Source organism: Vibrio sp. V31_P5A7T61 (assembly GCF_009904895.1).
Taxonomy (GTDB): Bacteria; Pseudomonadota; Gammaproteobacteria; order Enterobacterales; family Vibrionaceae; genus Vibrio; species Vibrio metschnikovii.
In genome coordinates this window covers 1-16,786 of the sequence record NZ_WXWI01000060.1, presented here as the reverse complement: position 1 = coordinate 16,786, position 16,786 = coordinate 1, and the positions used below count along the sequence as shown (strand labels likewise).

General features: G+C 46.9%; 16 protein-coding genes. 11 read left to right on the top strand and 5 right to left on the bottom strand.

All coding sequences use genetic code 11. The features are described from left to right. Window positions 1-7: 7 nt before the first annotated feature. The 4 genes from ilvD to tusA all read left to right on the top strand — a co-directional run bounded on the left by ilvD (window position 8) and on the right by tusA (window position 5,219). Window positions 8-1,849, top strand: coding sequence for a dihydroxy-acid dehydratase (gene ilvD / locus CAG58_RS13960; protein WP_161425258.1), 1,842 nt, complete (start codon window positions 8-10; stop codon window positions 1,847-1,849). Between the two features lie 3 nt (window positions 1,850-1,852). Then, window positions 1,853-3,382 (top strand): threonine ammonia-lyase, biosynthetic, encoded by a 1,530-nt coding sequence (gene ilvA, locus CAG58_RS13955; protein ID WP_161429688.1) that lies wholly within the window; start codon window positions 1,853-1,855, stop codon window positions 3,380-3,382. A 335-nt stretch (window positions 3,383-3,717) separates the two neighbouring features. Then, entirely contained in the window at window positions 3,718-4,698 is a 981-nt protein-coding gene (gene acuI / locus CAG58_RS13950) for an acrylyl-CoA reductase (NADPH) (protein ID WP_161425255.1), read from the top strand. A 272-nt stretch (window positions 4,699-4,970) separates the two neighbouring features. Then, window positions 4,971-5,219, top strand: a complete 249-nt coding sequence (gene tusA / locus CAG58_RS13945) for a sulfurtransferase TusA (protein ID WP_040905808.1) — start codon at window positions 4,971-4,973, stop codon at window positions 5,217-5,219. Between the two features lie 136 nt (window positions 5,220-5,355). On the opposite strand, the gene CAG58_RS13940 is transcribed toward tusA, so the two are convergent. Together CAG58_RS13940 and CAG58_RS13935 are read right to left on the bottom strand one after the other, a co-directional pair. Continuing rightward, window positions 5,356-5,616, bottom strand: a complete 261-nt coding sequence (locus CAG58_RS13940; protein WP_040905811.1) for a hypothetical protein — start codon at window positions 5,614-5,616, stop codon at window positions 5,356-5,358. A gap of 148 nt (window positions 5,617-5,764) precedes the next feature. Next, window positions 5,765-6,319 (bottom strand): TMEM165/GDT1 family protein, encoded by a 555-nt coding sequence (locus CAG58_RS13935; RefSeq protein WP_115152667.1) that lies wholly within the window; start codon window positions 6,317-6,319, stop codon window positions 5,765-5,767. A 416-nt stretch (window positions 6,320-6,735) separates the two neighbouring features. Here CAG58_RS13935 and glyQ point away from each other — a divergent pair, with 416 nt between their 5' ends. The 3 genes from glyQ (at window position 6,736) to CAG58_RS13920 (ending at window position 11,193) form a co-directional block, all read left to right on the top strand. Then, window positions 6,736-7,653: a glycine--tRNA ligase subunit alpha gene (glyQ, locus tag CAG58_RS13930; protein WP_004397605.1), complete on the top strand. Its 918-nt coding sequence runs from the start codon at window positions 6,736-6,738 to the stop codon at window positions 7,651-7,653. A gap of 1 nt (window position 7,654) precedes the next feature. Next, complete coding sequence (gene glyS / locus CAG58_RS13925) at window positions 7,655-9,721, top strand: glycine--tRNA ligase subunit beta (RefSeq protein ID WP_161425254.1); 2,067 nt, start codon at window positions 7,655-7,657, stop codon at window positions 9,719-9,721. 203 nt (window positions 9,722-9,924) lie between these two features. After that, complete coding sequence (locus tag CAG58_RS13920; RefSeq protein ID WP_161425714.1) at window positions 9,925-11,193, top strand: valine--pyruvate transaminase; 1,269 nt, start codon at window positions 9,925-9,927, stop codon at window positions 11,191-11,193. Window positions 11,194-11,266: 73 nt separating this feature from the next. On the opposite strand, the gene CAG58_RS13915 is transcribed toward CAG58_RS13920, so the two are convergent. Beyond that, window positions 11,267-12,385 carry a 5-(carboxyamino)imidazole ribonucleotide synthase gene (locus CAG58_RS13915; protein ID WP_161425713.1) on the bottom strand — a complete coding sequence of 373 codons (1,119 nt, stop codon included), beginning with the start codon at window positions 12,383-12,385 and terminating at the stop codon, window positions 11,267-11,269. A gap of 4 nt (window positions 12,386-12,389) precedes the next feature. After that, complete coding sequence (gene purE / locus CAG58_RS13910) at window positions 12,390-12,875, bottom strand: 5-(carboxyamino)imidazole ribonucleotide mutase (RefSeq protein WP_161425712.1); 486 nt, start codon at window positions 12,873-12,875, stop codon at window positions 12,390-12,392. A gap of 198 nt (window positions 12,876-13,073) precedes the next feature. On the opposite strand from purE, the gene CAG58_RS13905 reads away from it, so the two are divergent. From CAG58_RS13905 to CAG58_RS13890, 4 genes are read left to right on the top strand one after another with little or no spacing between them, the layout of a single operon-like run. Beyond that, window positions 13,074-13,631 carry an L-threonylcarbamoyladenylate synthase gene (locus CAG58_RS13905; protein ID WP_161425911.1) on the top strand — a complete coding sequence of 186 codons (558 nt, stop codon included), beginning with the start codon at window positions 13,074-13,076 and terminating at the stop codon, window positions 13,629-13,631. A 15-nt stretch (window positions 13,632-13,646) separates the two neighbouring features. Continuing rightward, window positions 13,647-14,561, top strand: coding sequence for an oxygen-dependent coproporphyrinogen oxidase (hemF, locus tag CAG58_RS13900; RefSeq protein ID WP_161425910.1), 915 nt, complete (start codon window positions 13,647-13,649; stop codon window positions 14,559-14,561). A gap of 60 nt (window positions 14,562-14,621) precedes the next feature. Further along, window positions 14,622-15,458, top strand: a complete 837-nt coding sequence (gene aroE / locus CAG58_RS13895) for a shikimate dehydrogenase (RefSeq protein WP_158144533.1) — start codon at window positions 14,622-14,624, stop codon at window positions 15,456-15,458. Further along, window positions 15,455-15,724: a DUF1488 domain-containing protein gene (locus CAG58_RS13890; RefSeq protein ID WP_004397613.1), complete on the top strand. Its 270-nt coding sequence runs from the start codon at window positions 15,455-15,457 to the stop codon at window positions 15,722-15,724. Before aroE ends, CAG58_RS13890 begins: the two co-directional genes overlap by 4 nt. Before the next feature lie 55 nt (window positions 15,725-15,779). On the opposite strand, the gene CAG58_RS13885 is transcribed toward CAG58_RS13890, so the two are convergent. Beyond that, window positions 15,780-16,325 (bottom strand): gamma carbonic anhydrase family protein, encoded by a 546-nt coding sequence (locus tag CAG58_RS13885; RefSeq protein ID WP_161425909.1) that lies wholly within the window; start codon window positions 16,323-16,325, stop codon window positions 15,780-15,782. Window positions 16,326-16,786: the final 461 nt, after the last annotated feature.

Below are 16,786 nucleotides of genomic sequence, written 5' to 3'. Positions count from 1 at the left end.
ACCGATAATGCCAAAGTATCGTTCAGCGACCACTACTCATGGTCGTAATATGGCGGGCGCTCGCGCATTATGGCGTGCGACCGGGGTTAAAGAAGAAGATTTTGGAAAGCCGATCATTGCGGTGGTCAACTCGTTTACCCAGTTTGTACCGGGCCATGTGCATCTTAAAGACATGGGGCAATTGGTGGCGGGTGAAATTGAAAAAGCCGGCGGTATCGCCAAAGAATTTAATACCATCGCGGTGGATGATGGTATCGCCATGGGCCATGGCGGCATGTTGTATTCACTGCCATCACGCGAGCTGATTGCAGACTCTGTCGAGTACATGGTTAATGCGCACTGTGCCGATGCCATGGTCTGTATCTCGAACTGTGACAAAATCACCCCGGGAATGATGATGGCGGCGCTGCGCTTAAATATTCCGGTGATTTTTGTCTCTGGCGGCCCGATGGAAGCGGGCAAAACCAAATTGTCCGATCAAATTATCAAGCTTGATTTGGTCGATGCGATGATTCAAGGGGCAGACCCGACCGTCTCTGATGAGCAAAGCCAGCAAATTGAGCGCTCGGCTTGTCCGACTTGCGGCTCTTGTTCGGGCATGTTTACCGCTAACTCCATGAACTGTTTAACCGAAGCATTAGGGCTTTCACAGCCTGGTAATGGTTCGATGCTGGCGACTCATGCCGATCGCGAAGCGTTATTTATCAATGCGGGCAAGCGGATTGTCGAACTGACCAAGCGTTACTACGAGCAAGACGATCACTCGGCGTTGCCACGTAATATTGCTAATAAAGCGGCGTTTGAAAATGCCATGGCGCTGGATATTGCTATGGGCGGTTCTACCAATACGGTTTTACACCTCTTAGCGGCGGCGCAAGAGGGTGAGATTGATTTTGATATGACGGATATTGACCGCATGTCACGCCAAGTGCCGCATCTCTGTAAAGTGGCACCGTCGACTCAGAAATATCACATGGAAGATGTCCATCGCGCTGGAGGCGTCATGGCAATTTTAGGCGAATTGGATCGCGCAGGATTGATCGATAATCAAACCCATACTGTGTTGGGGATGACCTTGCAGCAGCAATTAACGCAATACGACATCATGCAAACTGACGATCAAGCGGTGCTCGACTTTTTCCGTGCTGGCCCTGCTGGCATTCGTACCACCAAGGCGTTTTCACAATCTTGTCGCTGGGATCGATTAGACGATGATCGCACCTCAGGCTGCATTCGCAGTAAAGCCCACGCCTTTAGTCAAGATGGTGGTTTGGCGGTGCTTCGTGGCAACATTGCCCTTGACGGTTGTATTGTGAAAACTGCGGGTGTCGATGAAGACAATCTAACCTTTACTGGTCCGGCGATTGTGTTTGAAAGCCAAGATACTGCCGTAGAAGGTATTTTAGGTGGCCAAGTTAAAGCTGGTGATGTGGTAGTGATTCGCTACGAAGGTCCGAAAGGTGGCCCAGGCATGCAAGAGATGCTTTATCCAACCACCTATCTTAAATCGATGGGGCTTGGTAAGGCTTGTGCGTTATTGACCGATGGCCGCTTTTCCGGTGGTACTTCTGGCTTGTCGATTGGCCATGTCTCTCCTGAAGCCGCTAATGGTGGCACGATTGGTTTGGTCAATACCGGTGATATGATTGCGATTGATATTCCGAATCGTTCGATTAGCTTGCAGGTTTCAGAAGCGGAGCTGGCTGAGCGTCGAGCTGCGCAAGATAAGCGTGGCTGGAAGCCCGTGAATCGCCAGCGTGAAGTCTCTTTAGCACTCAAGGCTTACGCGAGTATGGCGACCAGTGCCGATAAAGGCGCGGTGCGAGATAAATCGAAACTCGAGGGCTAGCGGATGAGTGCCAGTAAGCAAACGGGCGCGGAGTATTTACGGCAAATTTTGCGTGCACCGGTCTATGATGTGGCGTTAGTGACGCCATTACAAGCAATGCCGCGCCTATCGGCGCGTATTCAAAACCGTGTGCAGTTAAAACGAGAAGACCGTCAGCCCGTGCACTCATTTAAATTGCGCGGTGCTTATAATATGGTATCGAGCTTATCCGATGAGCAAAAACACGCTGGGGTGATTGCTGCCTCCGCGGGTAACCATGCGCAGGGTATGGCGTTATCTGGGACTAAATTAGGCATTAAAACCACGATCGTGATGCCCAAAACCACCCCAGATATTAAAGTCGAAGCCGTACGTGGATTCGGTGGTCTGGTCATTTTGCATGGCAATAACTTTGATGAAGCGAAAGCAGAAGCGGAACGATTAGCCGCTCAGCATGGCTATACTTTTGTGCCGCCTTTTGATCACCCACTGGTGATTGCAGGTCAAGGAACGATTGGTATGGAGATGCTGCAGCAAAATGGTCATCTCGATTATATTTTTCTGCCGGTGGGTGGGGGTGGGTTAGCCGCAGGAGTGGCGGTACTCATCAAGCAGTTGATGCCTGATATTCAAGTGATTGCCGTCGAGCCAGAAGATTCGGCGTGTTTAAAAGCCGCTTTAGATGCCGGTCAACCTGTGGTACTTGATCAAGTCAGCATGTTTGCCGATGGTGTGGCGGTGAAGCGGATTGGTGATGAAACCTTCCGTTTATGCCAGCAATACATTGATGGCCACATTACGGTATCAAGTGATGAAATCTGCTCGGCGGTTAAAGATATCTTCGAAGACACGCGCGCGATTGCCGAGCCTTCTGGAGCTTTAGCCTTAGCTGGATTGAAGAAGTTTGCTGAACAGCACCAGTTAGTGGATAAGCAGCTTGGTACGGTGTTATCGGGTGCCAATACTAACTTTCATGGTTTACGTTATGTTTCTGAACGTTGTGAGTTGGGTGAAAAGCGTGAAGGACTTTTGGCGGTGACGATACCTGAACGCCAAGGCGCATTTTTTGAGTTTTGCCATATTATCGGCGGCCGTGCGGTCACCGAGTTCAACTATCGCTATAACGATGACAAGCTGGCTAATATCTTTGTTGGCGTACGTTTGTTAGGCGGTCAAGAGGAGCTGCAGCATATTATCCATGATTTGCGTCAAGGCGGTTATCCGGTGGTCGATCTGTCTGACGATGAAATGGCTAAGCTGCATGTGCGTTACATGATCGGTGGTAAACCTTCGAAGCCGCTCAAAGAGCGCTTGTACAGCTTTGAGTTTCCAGAATACCCAGGTGCATTACTCAAATTTTTGAGTACCTTAGGCACCCATTGGAATATTAGCTTATTTAATTATCGTAATCATGGTGCGGATTATGGTCGGGTACTGTGTGGTTTTGAACTGGAAGAGAGCGACTTAGCGCGTTTTTCTGCTCATCTTTATGAGCTGGGTTATCAATATAAAGATGAAACCAATAATTCCGCGTATCATTTTTTTCTATCTTAACTGAGTTAAAGTTCAGCATGCCAGTCCAATGACTGGCATTTTTTGTCGATTATTCCCTTCCTACTTGAATCTGCAGCGGTGTTGGCCCCCAATCACATCATTTGCCTATACTTATGGGGATTCACTCACTTACCGCCTACCTGCAACTTAAAGTCGTTTGGGTATAGCTTTGTGATCATGGTATCGGTAATCTAACTATGCACCCAATCATTACTGCCGAGGTTTACGTATACTGTGGCTATTTGAATTGAAGCTCATGTTTTTATTGTCGTTATGGTGAGTTCATCGATTATGGCACCACGTCTACATTGTTAATTATCAGCAAGGAGATCCGAATGTTTAAAGCGCTAATCCTCAACCAACAAGAAAAAGCCACAACCGCGACCATCGAATCACTCGATGATACTCAATTGCCTGATGGCGAAGTTTTGGTTGCCGTGGAGTACTCTTCACTCAATTATAAAGACGGGTTGGCGATTACTGGCAAAGGTAAAATTATTCGTGATTTCCCTATGGTTCCAGGGATTGATCTAGCGGGTACGGTTATTGAGTCTAAGGATGCTCGCTACCAAAGCGGTGACCAAGTGGTGTTAACCGGATGGGGCGTGGGTGAAAATCATTGGGGCGGTATGGCACAAAAGGCTCGTTTGCAAGCCGATTGGCTCGTGCCGTTAGCTTCTGGGTTGGACAGTAAACAAGCAATGATGATTGGCACTGCGGGCTTTACCGCTATGCTCTGTGTTCAAGCTCTGTTAGATGCAGGCATTAAACCTGAACAAGGTGAAATCCTCGTTACTGGTGCCAGTGGCGGTGTTGGTTCTGTTGCAGTAACACTATTAGCTAATCTAGGTTATAAAGTTGCGGCGGTCACTGGTCGTGTTGAACAAAATGGCCCACTACTCGAAAAACTCGGTGCCAGTCGAATTATTGATCGGGTTGAGTTTGAAGAGCACGCTCGTCCTCTGGAAAAACAGCTTTGGGCTGGGGCGATTGATACCGTAGGCAGCAAAGTATTAGCCAAAGTGTTAGCGCAAATGGATTACAATAGCACCGTTGCGGCGTGTGGTTTAGCGGGTGGCTTTGATTTACCGACGACAGTGATGCCATTTATTTTACGTAATGTACGCTTGCAAGGCGTCGATTCCGTCTCTTGTCCACCAGAAAAACGTGTCGCAGCATGGCACAGTCTCTCGCAATATTTACCTGCCAGTTATTTTGCGCAAGCGTGCCACGAGATCACTCTTGAGCAGGTGCCTGAATTTGCACAGGCGATTACGCAAGGCCAAGTGACTGGCCGAGTAGTGATTAAACTCTAATAGAAGATAGCCGTGATTAATCAAAACTAAGACGCTGAGCGATTTGTTGTGTCTTAGTTTTGCGCTTAGGTAAATAGCAAAAAAAATCCCGCCATACAGCGGGGAAGCCCAAGAAAAATTAAAGCGTTATTATCGGAGATTTTTGTTAATGGTCAGTTAAATGACTGTTAATAAATTTAGTCGATAGGATTGATTTTGCCAAGTGATTATTGAATATTTTTTCTCCAGCCGTATTATCTACGCCTTATTTTGCTACTCGATTAGGTTTTTGCATGACATTTGACTCAACATTAGCGACCCATTCCCTTGATGCGCAAGGACTGCGTTGCCCTGAACCAGTAATGATGGTGCGAAAGACCATTCGCACCATGCAAGCTGGCGATGTGTTATTGGTGATGGCGGATGATCCTTCCACGACTCGAGATATCCCCAGTTTTTGCCGCTTTATGGATCATCAACTGTTGGCGCAGCAAACCGAGCAGTTGCCTTACCAGTACTTGATCAAAAAAGGTTTAGTCTAGTTTTGAAGTCTTTGGCAACGATGATGGATGGGAATTTAGTCGATAAAAGTAAGGCAGCAATATGATGCGCCCTACCTTATCATTTCTAGAGTAACCAGCATGAATGTTGATTATATCTGCTGATTGCGGATGAAGTTTATTCTTGGTACTCAATCGCTCGGATTTCAGCTTGCAGTTTATTGACTTGTTGCTGCAAAGTCCTTAATTCGTTATGCATTGGAATGATGTAGGCGACTCGGATCCAAGCTTCGACAGTCAGAGCAGCCATAATAATCGCTCCGGCGACCATCGGCAGCCACATATTGGTTAACGTCATACCTAATAAGGTGAGTAGAAAGCCAAAAGTGAATAAGTAGCTCTGACTTTTGGCGGTCATTCCTGTATAGCGTGTCAGCATAATTAACCCTCTTACCGCACCACGATAGGTTTAACCTAGCACGGCAATAGTGATACGAATATGGCGAACATCACGCTCTTAATCGCTTTTCATCAAGAGCGTGATCCAGTGCTAACAATTTTTATCGAAAAAGCTCAGTTGTTGGGTCTTAAAATAGCGCTGCGCCAATCGCTAAGCCGACAAATAAAATCGCGGTGATTTTTCGGATCAGGGCTAGTGGTAGTTTATTGGCCGATAATTTACCGATCACTACGACAGGGACATTAGCCAACAGCATACCAATTGTGGTGCCTAAAATGACCCACAATAAAGCATCAGCGTATTGAGCGCCTAAAATGGAAGTGGCTATCTGGGTTTTATCGCCGATTTCAGCAATAAAAAAGGCGATAAAGCTGGCGACAAAAGGCCCACGGTTAGAAATCGATTCTTCATCATCCAGTTTATCGGGAATCAACACCCAGCCAGCCATGATTAAGAAGCTCACCACCAAGACCCATTTTAATATCTCGGGCGACAAATAATCGGCCACGACGACGCCTAACCAAGCCGCTAAGGCATGATTGGCTAGCGTAGCGAGAAATATCGCCGCAATGATCGGAATCGGTTTTCGGTATCGACTGGCTAACAGTAGAGAAAGCAGTTGGGTTTTATCGCCAATTTCAGCTAAGGCGACGGTAGTAATTGAAATAGCTAATACGCTCACGACAGGCTCAATGGGGCGGGATAATTATAATAACCATAGACAAACGCCACGCCCCACCCCGGTTCGCGTTGTTTGCCTAAGGTCTTGCTCAGCTAAAATGATTTTAGCCTCGGACGCCATGGTGATTTGGCACCAATCATGTTGACGAACGAACCGTTAAGATTAAACCCTCTTACCGGCAAGCTACTCCCCAAAGACGGCGCAATTCTAATCAGGCTGTTAAAAAATCTCAAGTCTCAAATGACCTCAAGGCTTATTTTTGGGATAATTTGCCACAATCCATGGTGTAAATTGCCCTAAAAGGGATTTTTGACCATTAATTAAGCAAGATTACCCCTACTCGCTGAGCGAATATCTCGGTATACTTGTTCGCTATTTCTTATCAATTCAAACAGAAGAATCGCGCGAACCTGACTATGCAAAAATACGATATCAAAACCTTTCAGGGTATGATCCTCGCGCTGCAGGATTATTGGGCCCAACAAGGCTGTACCATTGTTCAACCATTAGATATGGAAGTTGGTGCAGGCACCTCTCACCCAATGACATGCCTGCGAGCTATCGGCCCAGAGCCTATCGCCACGGCGTATGTTCAACCTTCTCGTCGTCCAACCGACGGTCGTTATGGTGAAAACCCGAACCGCCTACAGCACTACTATCAATTTCAAGTCATCATCAAACCATCACCGGATAATATTCAAGAGCTGTATCTTGGATCACTTGAGGTATTGGGTGTTGACCCGCTGGTTCACGATATTCGTTTCGTCGAAGATAACTGGGAAAACCCAACCTTAGGCGCATGGGGATTAGGCTGGGAAGTATGGCTTAACGGTATGGAAGTAACCCAGTTTACTTACTTCCAACAAGTTGGTGGTCTTGAGTGCAAACCAGTAACCGGGGAAATCACTTACGGTATTGAACGTCTGGCGATGTATATTCAGGGTGTTGATTCTGTTTATGATTTAGTCTGGACAGATGGTCCATTAGGTAAAGTAACCTATGGCGATATTTTCCATCAAAATGAAGTAGAGCAGTCAACCTACAACTTTGAACACGCGGATGTGGATTTTCTGTTCACTTTCTTCGATCAGTGCGAGAAAGAGTGTCAATACCTGCTTGAGCTTGAAAAACCACTGCCACTACCGGCTTATGAGCGGATTTTAAAAGCGGGTCATGCATTTAACCTGCTTGACGCTCGTAAGGCGATTTCGGTGACTGAGCGCCAACGTTATATCCTGCGTATCCGCAACCTCACTAAAGCGGTTGCTGAAGCGTATTACGCCTCTCGCGAAGCGCTAGGCTTCCCAATGTGTAAAAAGGGTGAGGATAAATAACATGGCCAAAGAATTTCTAATCGAACTGGGTACAGAAGAGTTACCACCAAAGCAGCTGCGCACTTTAGCTGAAGCGTTTGCCGCCAATTTTAGTACAGAACTTGCCGCGGCAGAGTTGACTCATGACGGCATAAAATGGTTTGCGACCCCGCGCCGTTTGGCGCTGAAAGTCGCTAATCTTGCCGAAAAGCAAGCGGATAAAGTTCTAGAAAAACGTGGACCTGCGGTGTCTGTGGCTTTTGATGCACAAGGTAACCCGACTAAAGCAGCACAAGGTTGGGCGCGTGGTAATGGGATTACCGTTGAGCAAGCCGATCGCCTCAAAACTGAGCAAGGTGAGTGGTTGCTGTTCAAACAAGAAGTGAAAGGTCAAGCGGCGAAAGCGATTGTCGTTGAGCTGGCTGCCAAAGCATTGGCCAACTTGCCTATCGCTAAGCCAATGCGCTGGGGCGATAAAGAGACTCAATTTATTCGTCCAGTAAAAACCTTGACCATTCTGCTTGGTGATGAGTTGATCGACGGCGAAATTTTAGGCGTGGCTTCAGCACGCACCATTCGTGGTCACCGTTTTATGGGTGAGAAAGAATTTACCATCGACTCCGCCCAGCAGTATCCAGACATTTTAGAGCAACGCGGTAAAGTGATTGCCGACTATGAGACGCGTAAAGCGACGATCATCGCGGGTGCTCAGCAAGCGGCCCAACAAGTGGGTGGTATTGCGGAACTTGACGACGATTTAGTGGAAGAAGTCACCGCATTAGTGGAATGGCCGGTGGTTTTAACGGCAAAATTTGAAGAGAAATTCCTCAATGTGCCATCGGAAGCGTTGGTGTACACCATGAAAGGTGACCAAAAATACTTCCCAGTGTATGACGCTAATAAGCAACTCTTACCCAACTTTATCTTTGTGACCAACATTGAGTCTAAAGAGCCACGCCACGTTATCGAAGGTAACGAAAAGGTGGTACGTCCACGTTTGGCTGATGCTGAATTCTTCTTTAATACCGATCTCAAGAGCAAGCTGATTGATCGCTTACCACAGCTTGAAACGGCGATTTTCCAGCAGAAATTGGGCACAATTAAAGATAAAACCGACCGAATCACGGAGTTAGCCGGTTATATTGCAGAGCAAATTGGCGCTGACGTTGCACAAGCTAAACGTGCAGGCTTGCTCGCTAAATGTGATTTAATGACCTCAATGGTGTTTGAGTTTACCGACACTCAAGGCGTAATGGGTATGCATTATGCGCGTCATGATGGTGAGCCAGAAGCGGTAGCATTGGCGATGAACGAGCAGTATATGCCGCGCTTTGCTGGTGATCAGTTGCCGAGTGATGGGGTTTCTTCTGCGCTAGCGATGGCAGATAAACTGGATACCATCGTCGGTATTTTCGGGATTGGCCAAGCACCAAAAGGTTCTGATCCTTTTGCTTTGCGCCGCGCTTCTTTAGGTGTGCTGCGGATCATCGTTGAATACGGCTACAAGCTTGACTTAGTGGATTTAGTCGCGAAAGCGAAATCCCTCTTTGGTGATCGTTTGACTAATCAAGCGGTTGAACACGATGTGATTGAATTTATGCTGGGTCGTTTCCGCGCTTGGTATCAAGACGAAGGCTTTAGTGTTGATGTTATTCAAGCGGTGTTGGCGCGTCGTCCAACCAAGCCGGCTGATTTCGATCAGCGGGTAAAAGCCGTGTCGCACTTCCGTGAACTTGAAGCGGCAGAAGCGTTGGCAGCAGCCAATAAACGGGTTGGTAATATTCTCGCGAAATTTGCTGGTCAGTTGCCTGCTGATGTTGATCTCGCCTTGCTGCAAGAGCCGGCAGAAAAAGCCTTGGCACAAGACGTGGCGGTGATGAGCGAAGCGTTAGAGCCTGCGTTTGCCTCGGGTAACTATCAACAAGCGTTGAGTCAATTGGCCTCACTACGTGAACCCGTTGATGCGTTCTTTGATAACGTGATGGTGATGGCTGACGATGAAGCGCTAAAGCAAAACCGTTTAACTTTGCTTAACGACTTACGCAATTTATTCCTGCAAATTGCTGATATTTCTCTGTTACAAAAGTAATGATTAGCAATAAACCATACGGTTTGTGATTGAAGCCCAACTCTAATCAGTTGGGCTTTTTTTCAATTGAATACTCAGGCGTTCAAAAATAGTACTTTGATAGGTAAAAGCGTTACGGTATGTTCAAAGATTGATCGATGAGCATGGCATCGTTTTATGCTCCTTTAAGCAAGCAAATACAATCATGAATTAGGCAGTCAGCAATGCAGTTTTCAAAATTTGGTGAAAAATTTAATCAGTATTCCGGTATTACTCAATTAATGGATGATTTAAACGATGGTCTGCGCACACCAGGAGCCATCATGCTCGGTGGCGGAAATCCTGCCGCAATACCAGCGATGATCGACTATTTTCATCAAACCAGCGCTGAGATGCTGAGTAATGGTGAGCTGATCGCTGCGTTGAGTAATTACGATGGACCACAAGGCAAAGATCGTTTCGTTAAATCACTCGCTGCGCTACTAAAAACGACTTATGGCTGGGAAATTAGTCAGAAAAACATCAGCTTAACCAATGGTAGCCAAAGTGGTTTTTTCTATCTGTTTAACTTATTCGCCGGTCAGCAGCCCAATGGATCGCATAAGAAGATTTTACTGCCGTTGGCTCCGGAATACATTGGTTATGGCGATGCAGGGATTGATGACGATCTGTTTATCTCTTATCGCCCCGAGATTGAAATGCTTGATGATGGGTTATTCAAATACCATGTCGACTTTAACCAGTTAACGGTCGATTCCTCCATCGCGGCGATCTGCGCCTCTCGTCCCACCAACCCGACGGGTAATGTCTTGACCGAAGATGAGATCCATAAGCTCGATCAGTTAGCGCGGGATAATGGTATTCCGTTGATCATAGATAATGCTTATGGTGTGCCATTCCCCAATATCATTTTTGAACAGGTTGAACCGTTTTGGAATGACAATACCATTTTATGCATGAGCTTATCCAAACTTGGATTACCAGGCGTACGTTGCGGCATTGTGATAGCCAATGAAACGGTGACTCAAGCTTTAACCAATATGAATGGCATTATTAGTTTAGCCCCCGGCAGTGTTGGCCCCGCGATAGCTCAACATATGATTGAACGAGGGGATTTACTGCGCTTGAGTGACGAAGTTATTCGCCCATTTTATCAACAAAAATCACAAACCGCGGTGAAGTTACTTCAGCAGGCGATACCTGACCCGCGCTTTCGCATTCACAAACCTGAAGGGGCGATTTTCCTATGGCTGTGGTTTGATGAATTGCCGATCAGCACTATGGCGCTGTATCAGCGTCTTAAAGCACGAGGAGTATTGGTTGTTCCTGGTGAATATTTCTTTATTGGGCAGCAGGAAGACTGGTCACATGCTCATCAATGTCTACGGATGAACTACGTGCAAGATGATCAGGAAATGCAAAAAGGTATTCAGATTATCGCCGAAGAAGTCGCTAAGGCTTATCAGCAAGCTGAGCAGTCATCGATCTGCTGAAGGTATTAGGGGCTGTTATCACCACCGCCAGCCTAATGTGTGGCTGGCGTGGTTTTAGGCGATGAGTCAGCGTTTAATCATCTTTGTGCAGCGCAGGAAAATCCTCTTTATCCAATAGCTGGCTGAGGCGTGCAAGGCGTCTTTGCAGTTCACCGCTATAATCGGCACTGATATTAATATGGCCCATTTTACGCCCCGGGCGTTTTTGTTTGCCATACCAATGGACATGACACCTTTCCATCGCAAGCAACGCGTCCGGCAGGCTATCAAGGCCTAAGATGTTAATCATCGCTGTCGGGCGGATCAGTTGCGTGCTACCCAATGGTAAACCGCATACGGCGCGCAAATGGTTTTCAAATTGACAGGTTTCGGCACCTTGTTGTGTCCAGTGACCGGAGTTATGCACTCGAGGAGCAATTTCATTGACCAATAGCTGCCCGCTGATATCAAAAAATTCTAAAGCCAGTACGCCCACATAGTCTAATTGCTCAGCTACCGCGCGAAAGATGCTTTCGGCCTGTTGTTGTAGCGCGAGATCATCCAACGAGGTGGATAAACTCAACACGCCATTGGTGTGCACATTTTCCGTCAGGGGATAGGTCACTATGCTGCCATCTTGTCCTCTAGCGCCAATCAGCGAGACTTCGCGATCAAAAGCGATAAATTGCTCTGCAATGATGGTTTGTTGCGCTGAGCTTGCTAAGCAGTCTTGTAGCTCGGGCCAAATGTTATCAATATCTTGCGCTTGTTTGAGACGCCATTGACCTTTGCCATCATAACCACCCAGAGTGCTTTTTAATACCATCGGTAGTCCAATGGTTTCGATAGCAGTGAGCAAATCGTCACGAGAGTGTACGATGGCGTATTGCGCACTATTGACGCCAGCTTGCTGAAGCAATACTTTTTCACGCTGCCGATTGCCACCAGCTTTGATGGCCGTTTGGTTCGGTAACAGCTTGCCACTTTGCGCACATTGCTCAAGTACATCATCAGGAATATGTTCAAATTCAGCGGTAATCACATCCGCTTGGTCAATGGCCAGAGCCAGCCCTTGGCCGATGACTTGCCCCGTGATCGGCTGCACGATATTACCGGTTGTTACATCAAACGCATGGATCTCAATATTCAGCGGAGTGCCTGCTAGCGCCATCATGCGGGCTAATTGGCCAGCCCCTAAGACTAAAACTTGCATGTGATTAGTCCTCTGCTGGATTGGGGTTGGCGAGCACGGTTTCGGTTTGCGCTAAACGAAAGGCATCGATTTTCGCCATGATATGTTGATCATGTGTGGCTAGGATTTGTGCGGCTAATAAGCCAGCATTAGCGGCTCCCGCTTCACCGATAGCCAGCGTCCCGACCGCAATGCCTTTTGGCATCTGCACGATGGAGAGTAATGAGTCCATGCCATTCAGCGCTTTTGACTGCACTGGTACGCCGAGTACCGGTAAGCTAGTAAACGCCGCGGTCATGCCTGGTAAATGCGCTGCACCGCCGGCGCCGGCGATGATAACTTTAATGCCTCGTTGCTGAGCGCTGCTAGCATAATCAGCCAGTAGTTGAGGAGTTCGGTGAGCAGACACCACCTTGGTTTCATAATCGATCCCAAATTGCTCCAACATCTCTGCGGCTAGCTTCATGGTTGGCCAATCGGATTTCGAACCCATAATAATCGCCACTTTCATTGTAAACTCCTTCAAACATCATCACATTAGGGTGAATGGGTTATTTGCGCGCATTATACGAGTATTTTTTTCTTAGGAAAACGTTTGCGTCATGGTTATTTTGCCAAAGATACCATTTGTCATTAAATAGCTTTAGCCTGTTTCAGCCAGAATTTGTAAACTCAGTGAGTCGATTAAATGTCACAAGAGAAAGGTATCGTGGATAATTTTCAATTTTGTTTACAGGCATTACGTAATGGTGATGTTATTGCCTATCCGACCGAAGGGGTGTTCGGTGTCGGATGCGATCCGGATAACCCGCAAGCCATTGAAAAACTACTCACGCTGAAACAGCGACCGGTAGAAAAAGGCTTGATTTTGATTGCGGCCTCTTATCAGCAATTGTTGCCGTATATTGATGAAAGCCAACTAAGCGCAGAACAATTGGCGACGATTCATGCGACTTGGCCGGGACCCGTTACATGGGTGATGCCTGCTAGTCAGAAAGTCTCGTCATGGGTCAGCGGTCAGTTTGACTCGATTGCGGTGCGAGTCACCGATCATCCACTAGTACAACAGTTATGTAATGCGTTCGGTAAACCGCTTACCTCGACCAGTGCTAATTTAACAGGGCTGCCGCCGTGTATGACCACTGAGCAAGTTGAGCAGCAACTGGGTGAGCACCTGCCAGCTATTTTACGCGGTGAAACGGGTGGTAGAAATAAACCGAGTGAAATTCGTGACGCGAAAACGGGTCAAATTTTAAGACAAGGTTAAGCAAGGAAATCGACGATGCCAGACATTGATAAGCAAGCGGTAAAGCAGTTTTTGCTTGAGTTACAAGACAGTATTTGCCAGCAATTAGAACAGGCCGATGGCAAGGCCAAGTTTGTCGAAGAAATCTGGCATCGGGAGCCGGGCGAACGCTTAGGTGGTGGTGGGCGAACACGAGTGATGAAAGAAGGTCAAGTCTTTGAGCAAGGCGGCGTTAATTTTTCCCATGTCACCGGTCAACAGATGCCCGTATCGGCCACCGCACATCGCCCGGAATTAGCTGGTCGTCGCTTTGAAGCAATGGGTGTGTCGTTAGTGATGCACGCTCATAACCCTTATGTGCCGACGTCTCATGCCAACGTGCGTTTTTTTATTGCCGAAAAAGAGGGAGAAACGCCCATTTGGTGGTTTGGTGGAGGCTTTGATTTAACGCCGTTTTACCCATTTTTAGAGGATGTGCAAGCATGGCACGCCACAGCGCGGACCTTATGCGCGCCTTTTGGTGATCAGGTTTATGCTGAACATAAGGCTTGGTGTGATGACTATTTCTTCTTACCGCACCGTAATGAAACTCGCGGTGTGGGTGGGCTCTTTTTCGACGACTTAAACCAATGGCCATTTGCCAAGTGTTTTGCCTATATGCAAGCGGTTGGTAAAGGATACACCGAAGCTTACCTACCGATTGTTGCGCGACGTAAAGATACGGCCTATGGTGAAGCGCAGCGGCAATTTCAGTTATATCGCCGTGGTCGATACGTGGAATTTAACTTAGTTTATGACCGAGGGACGTTATTTGGGCTGCAAACTGGAGGGCGTACCGAGTCAATACTGATGTCGATGCCACCGTTAGTGCGCTGGGAATACAATTACCAGCCAGAGCCGAATAGCCCAGAGGCGAAATTGGCGGAATTTTTAGTACCACGCGATTGGTGACAGAAAATCAACGCAGTGATAGGGTCTGAAAAGATACTTTGGCTAATTTAGGTTAATGACATGGAATATCAACACGATCGTTATGCCGTCTTTGGCAATCCGATTGGGCACAGTAAATCGCCCTTTATTCATGGCTTGTTTGCACGTCAAACCAATCAAAGCATGAACTACACGGCGCAGATGGCAGCGATTGATGGTTTTGAGCAAGCGATCAACGAATTTTTTGCTCATGGCGGTAAAGGTTGCAATGTGACCGTACCGTTTAAAGAGCAGGCCTTTCAGCTGGCGGATCGTTTAACAGAGCGAGCGCAATTAGCTGGTGCCGTCAACACTCTGAAAAAACTGGATGATGGAGAAGTGCTCGGTGATAACACCGATGGAGAAGGTTTGGTTCAAGACTTGCTGCAGCATCAAGTTCCGTTGACTGGGGCGAAGATTTTATTAATTGGTGCGGGTGGGGCAGCTCGAGGCGTTATCAAGCCGCTATTAGACCAACAGCCCGAGCTTATTGTGATCACTAACCGGACATTATCCAAAGCGGAAGGTCTTGCACAGCAGTTTTCTGTTTATGGCGCCGTGATCGCCCAACCAATGAGTCAACGGTATACGCCGTTTGATCTTGTCATTAACTCGACCTCAGCCAGCTTGGACGGAGAGCGACCGCAGGTATCTGAGACTATTTTTAGCCCGCGTAGCATTGCTTACGACATGATGTACAGCAAGCAACCAACGGCGTTTAATCAGTGGGCTAAGGAACAAGGATGCCATTCAGTTTATGACGGGCTAGGCATGTTAGTCGCACAAGCAGCAGAAAGCTTTATGTTATGGCGAGGGTTACGCCCAGGGACTAAGCAAGTGCTACGTGAATTAAGAAAAAATTTATCTGGTGGTGTATGAACCAAGCAATTTTATTTACCGATGATCAACAGTGGAATGAGCAGCAGCAAGCGGTTGAGTTTTCCGCGCAGCAGAGTGGTGCGCTTATCCGTTGTTTTATTTCTCTATCTGAGCTGCAATCTTGGTCTGGGGTGACGATGACCACTCCACAGCAGGCACTGACGGTTTTTAGTGAGTGGCGTTTTGATATTGAAGAACGAGCGGAGCAGCTAATTGAGGAAGAGTGTTTTACTTCAGCAGGTATGATTGAGGTGCTAAAACCGTAAACACCTCATGGGAGGGCTCGAACGAAAGGTCAATAGATCTAGAGCAATGATATAGCTAGATTTGCGATTGTTCAGCTAAGTACTCATTTTTGGTTTGTACATAGTTACTCGCTGATTGCAGTAAAAATTGTTGTTCCCCTTCAGTCAGCTTACGGGCTTGTTTCACTGGGCTTCCTACGTACAGATAGCCACTGACTAAGATTTTTCCGGGCGGTACTAAGCTACCCGCACCTATCATGACGTCACTTTCAATGACTGCCCCATCAAGAATAATAGAGCCCATTCCCACCAGAACCCGATCGTGAATGGTGCAGCCGTGCAGCATGACTTTATGGCCGATGGTGACATCATTACCGATCAGTAACGGACAACCATTAGGATTGTGGCTATTTTTATGGGTGACGTGTAAAACGCTACCATCTTGTATATTGGTGCGTGCACCGATACGGATATGGTTGACGTCACCACGTGCAGCGACTAAAGGCCAAATGCTGGCATCATTCTCAATCGTGATATCGCCAACTAATACAGAACTGTTATCTATATAGACACGTTCATTTAGCGTCGGTAATACCCCTTTATAACTTCGGATAGAACTCATCAAACCATCCTTAACAGGCTTAAATTGCAGTAAACAAGCTAAGAATAGTACTAGAAATGGCTTTTCTGAGCAATAATTAGCCTTTTAAGCTAAAAATAACAAAAAAAGCAAAAAAAGCACTTGCCAAGTTAACCAGGCTCCCTATAATGCGACCTCACTGACACGGCAGATGCCGCAAGGCTTCAGGCAGTGTTGGTTGAGGGAAAGCTTCTAAAAAAGAAAATTTGAAAAAGTGTTTGACTCTTCAGATTAACTCGCTAGAATTCACCTCCGCTTCGAAGCTCAACGAGAGATTCGCAAGCCAGCTCTTTAACAATTTAAACCAATCAATCTGTGTGGGCACTCGTTGATGATAATCAAAATGCTTAGCAATAAGCACTTCGGTTTCAATGAACTGAGTGACCAAATTGATAGCGCTTTTAGCACTATCGGCACAGTCAATTCATTATCGTTCTGTTGGA

What these genes read in the sequence shown, in the direction of transcription:
- ilvD (WP_161425258.1), top strand. Translation starts at nt 8, where the DNA reads ATGCCAAAGTATCGTTCAGCGACCACTACTCATGGTCGTAATATGGCG.
- ilvA (WP_161429688.1), top strand. Translation starts at nt 1,853, where the DNA reads ATGAGTGCCAGTAAGCAAACGGGCGCGGAGTATTTACGGCAAATTTTG.
- acuI (WP_161425255.1), top strand. Translation starts at nt 3,718, where the DNA reads ATGTTTAAAGCGCTAATCCTCAACCAACAAGAAAAAGCCACAACCGCG.
- tusA (WP_040905808.1), top strand. Translation starts at nt 4,971, where the DNA reads ATGACATTTGACTCAACATTAGCGACCCATTCCCTTGATGCGCAAGGA.
- CAG58_RS13940 (WP_040905811.1), bottom strand. Translation starts at nt 5,616, where the DNA reads ATGCTGACACGCTATACAGGAATGACCGCCAAAAGTCAGAGCTACTTA.
- glyQ (WP_004397605.1), top strand. Translation starts at nt 6,736, where the DNA reads ATGCAAAAATACGATATCAAAACCTTTCAGGGTATGATCCTCGCGCTG.
- glyS (WP_161425254.1), top strand. Translation starts at nt 7,655, where the DNA reads ATGGCCAAAGAATTTCTAATCGAACTGGGTACAGAAGAGTTACCACCA.
- CAG58_RS13920 (WP_161425714.1), top strand. Translation starts at nt 9,925, where the DNA reads ATGCAGTTTTCAAAATTTGGTGAAAAATTTAATCAGTATTCCGGTATT.
- CAG58_RS13915 (WP_161425713.1), bottom strand. Translation starts at nt 12,385, where the DNA reads ATGCAAGTTTTAGTCTTAGGGGCTGGCCAATTAGCCCGCATGATGGCG.
- purE (WP_161425712.1), bottom strand. Translation starts at nt 12,875, where the DNA reads ATGAAAGTGGCGATTATTATGGGTTCGAAATCCGATTGGCCAACCATG.
- hemF (WP_161425910.1), top strand. Translation starts at nt 13,647, where the DNA reads ATGCCAGACATTGATAAGCAAGCGGTAAAGCAGTTTTTGCTTGAGTTA.
- aroE (WP_158144533.1), top strand. Translation starts at nt 14,622, where the DNA reads ATGGAATATCAACACGATCGTTATGCCGTCTTTGGCAATCCGATTGGG.
- CAG58_RS13890 (WP_004397613.1), top strand. Translation starts at nt 15,455, where the DNA reads ATGAACCAAGCAATTTTATTTACCGATGATCAACAGTGGAATGAGCAG.
- CAG58_RS13885 (WP_161425909.1), bottom strand. Translation starts at nt 16,325, where the DNA reads ATGAGTTCTATCCGAAGTTATAAAGGGGTATTACCGACGCTAAATGAA.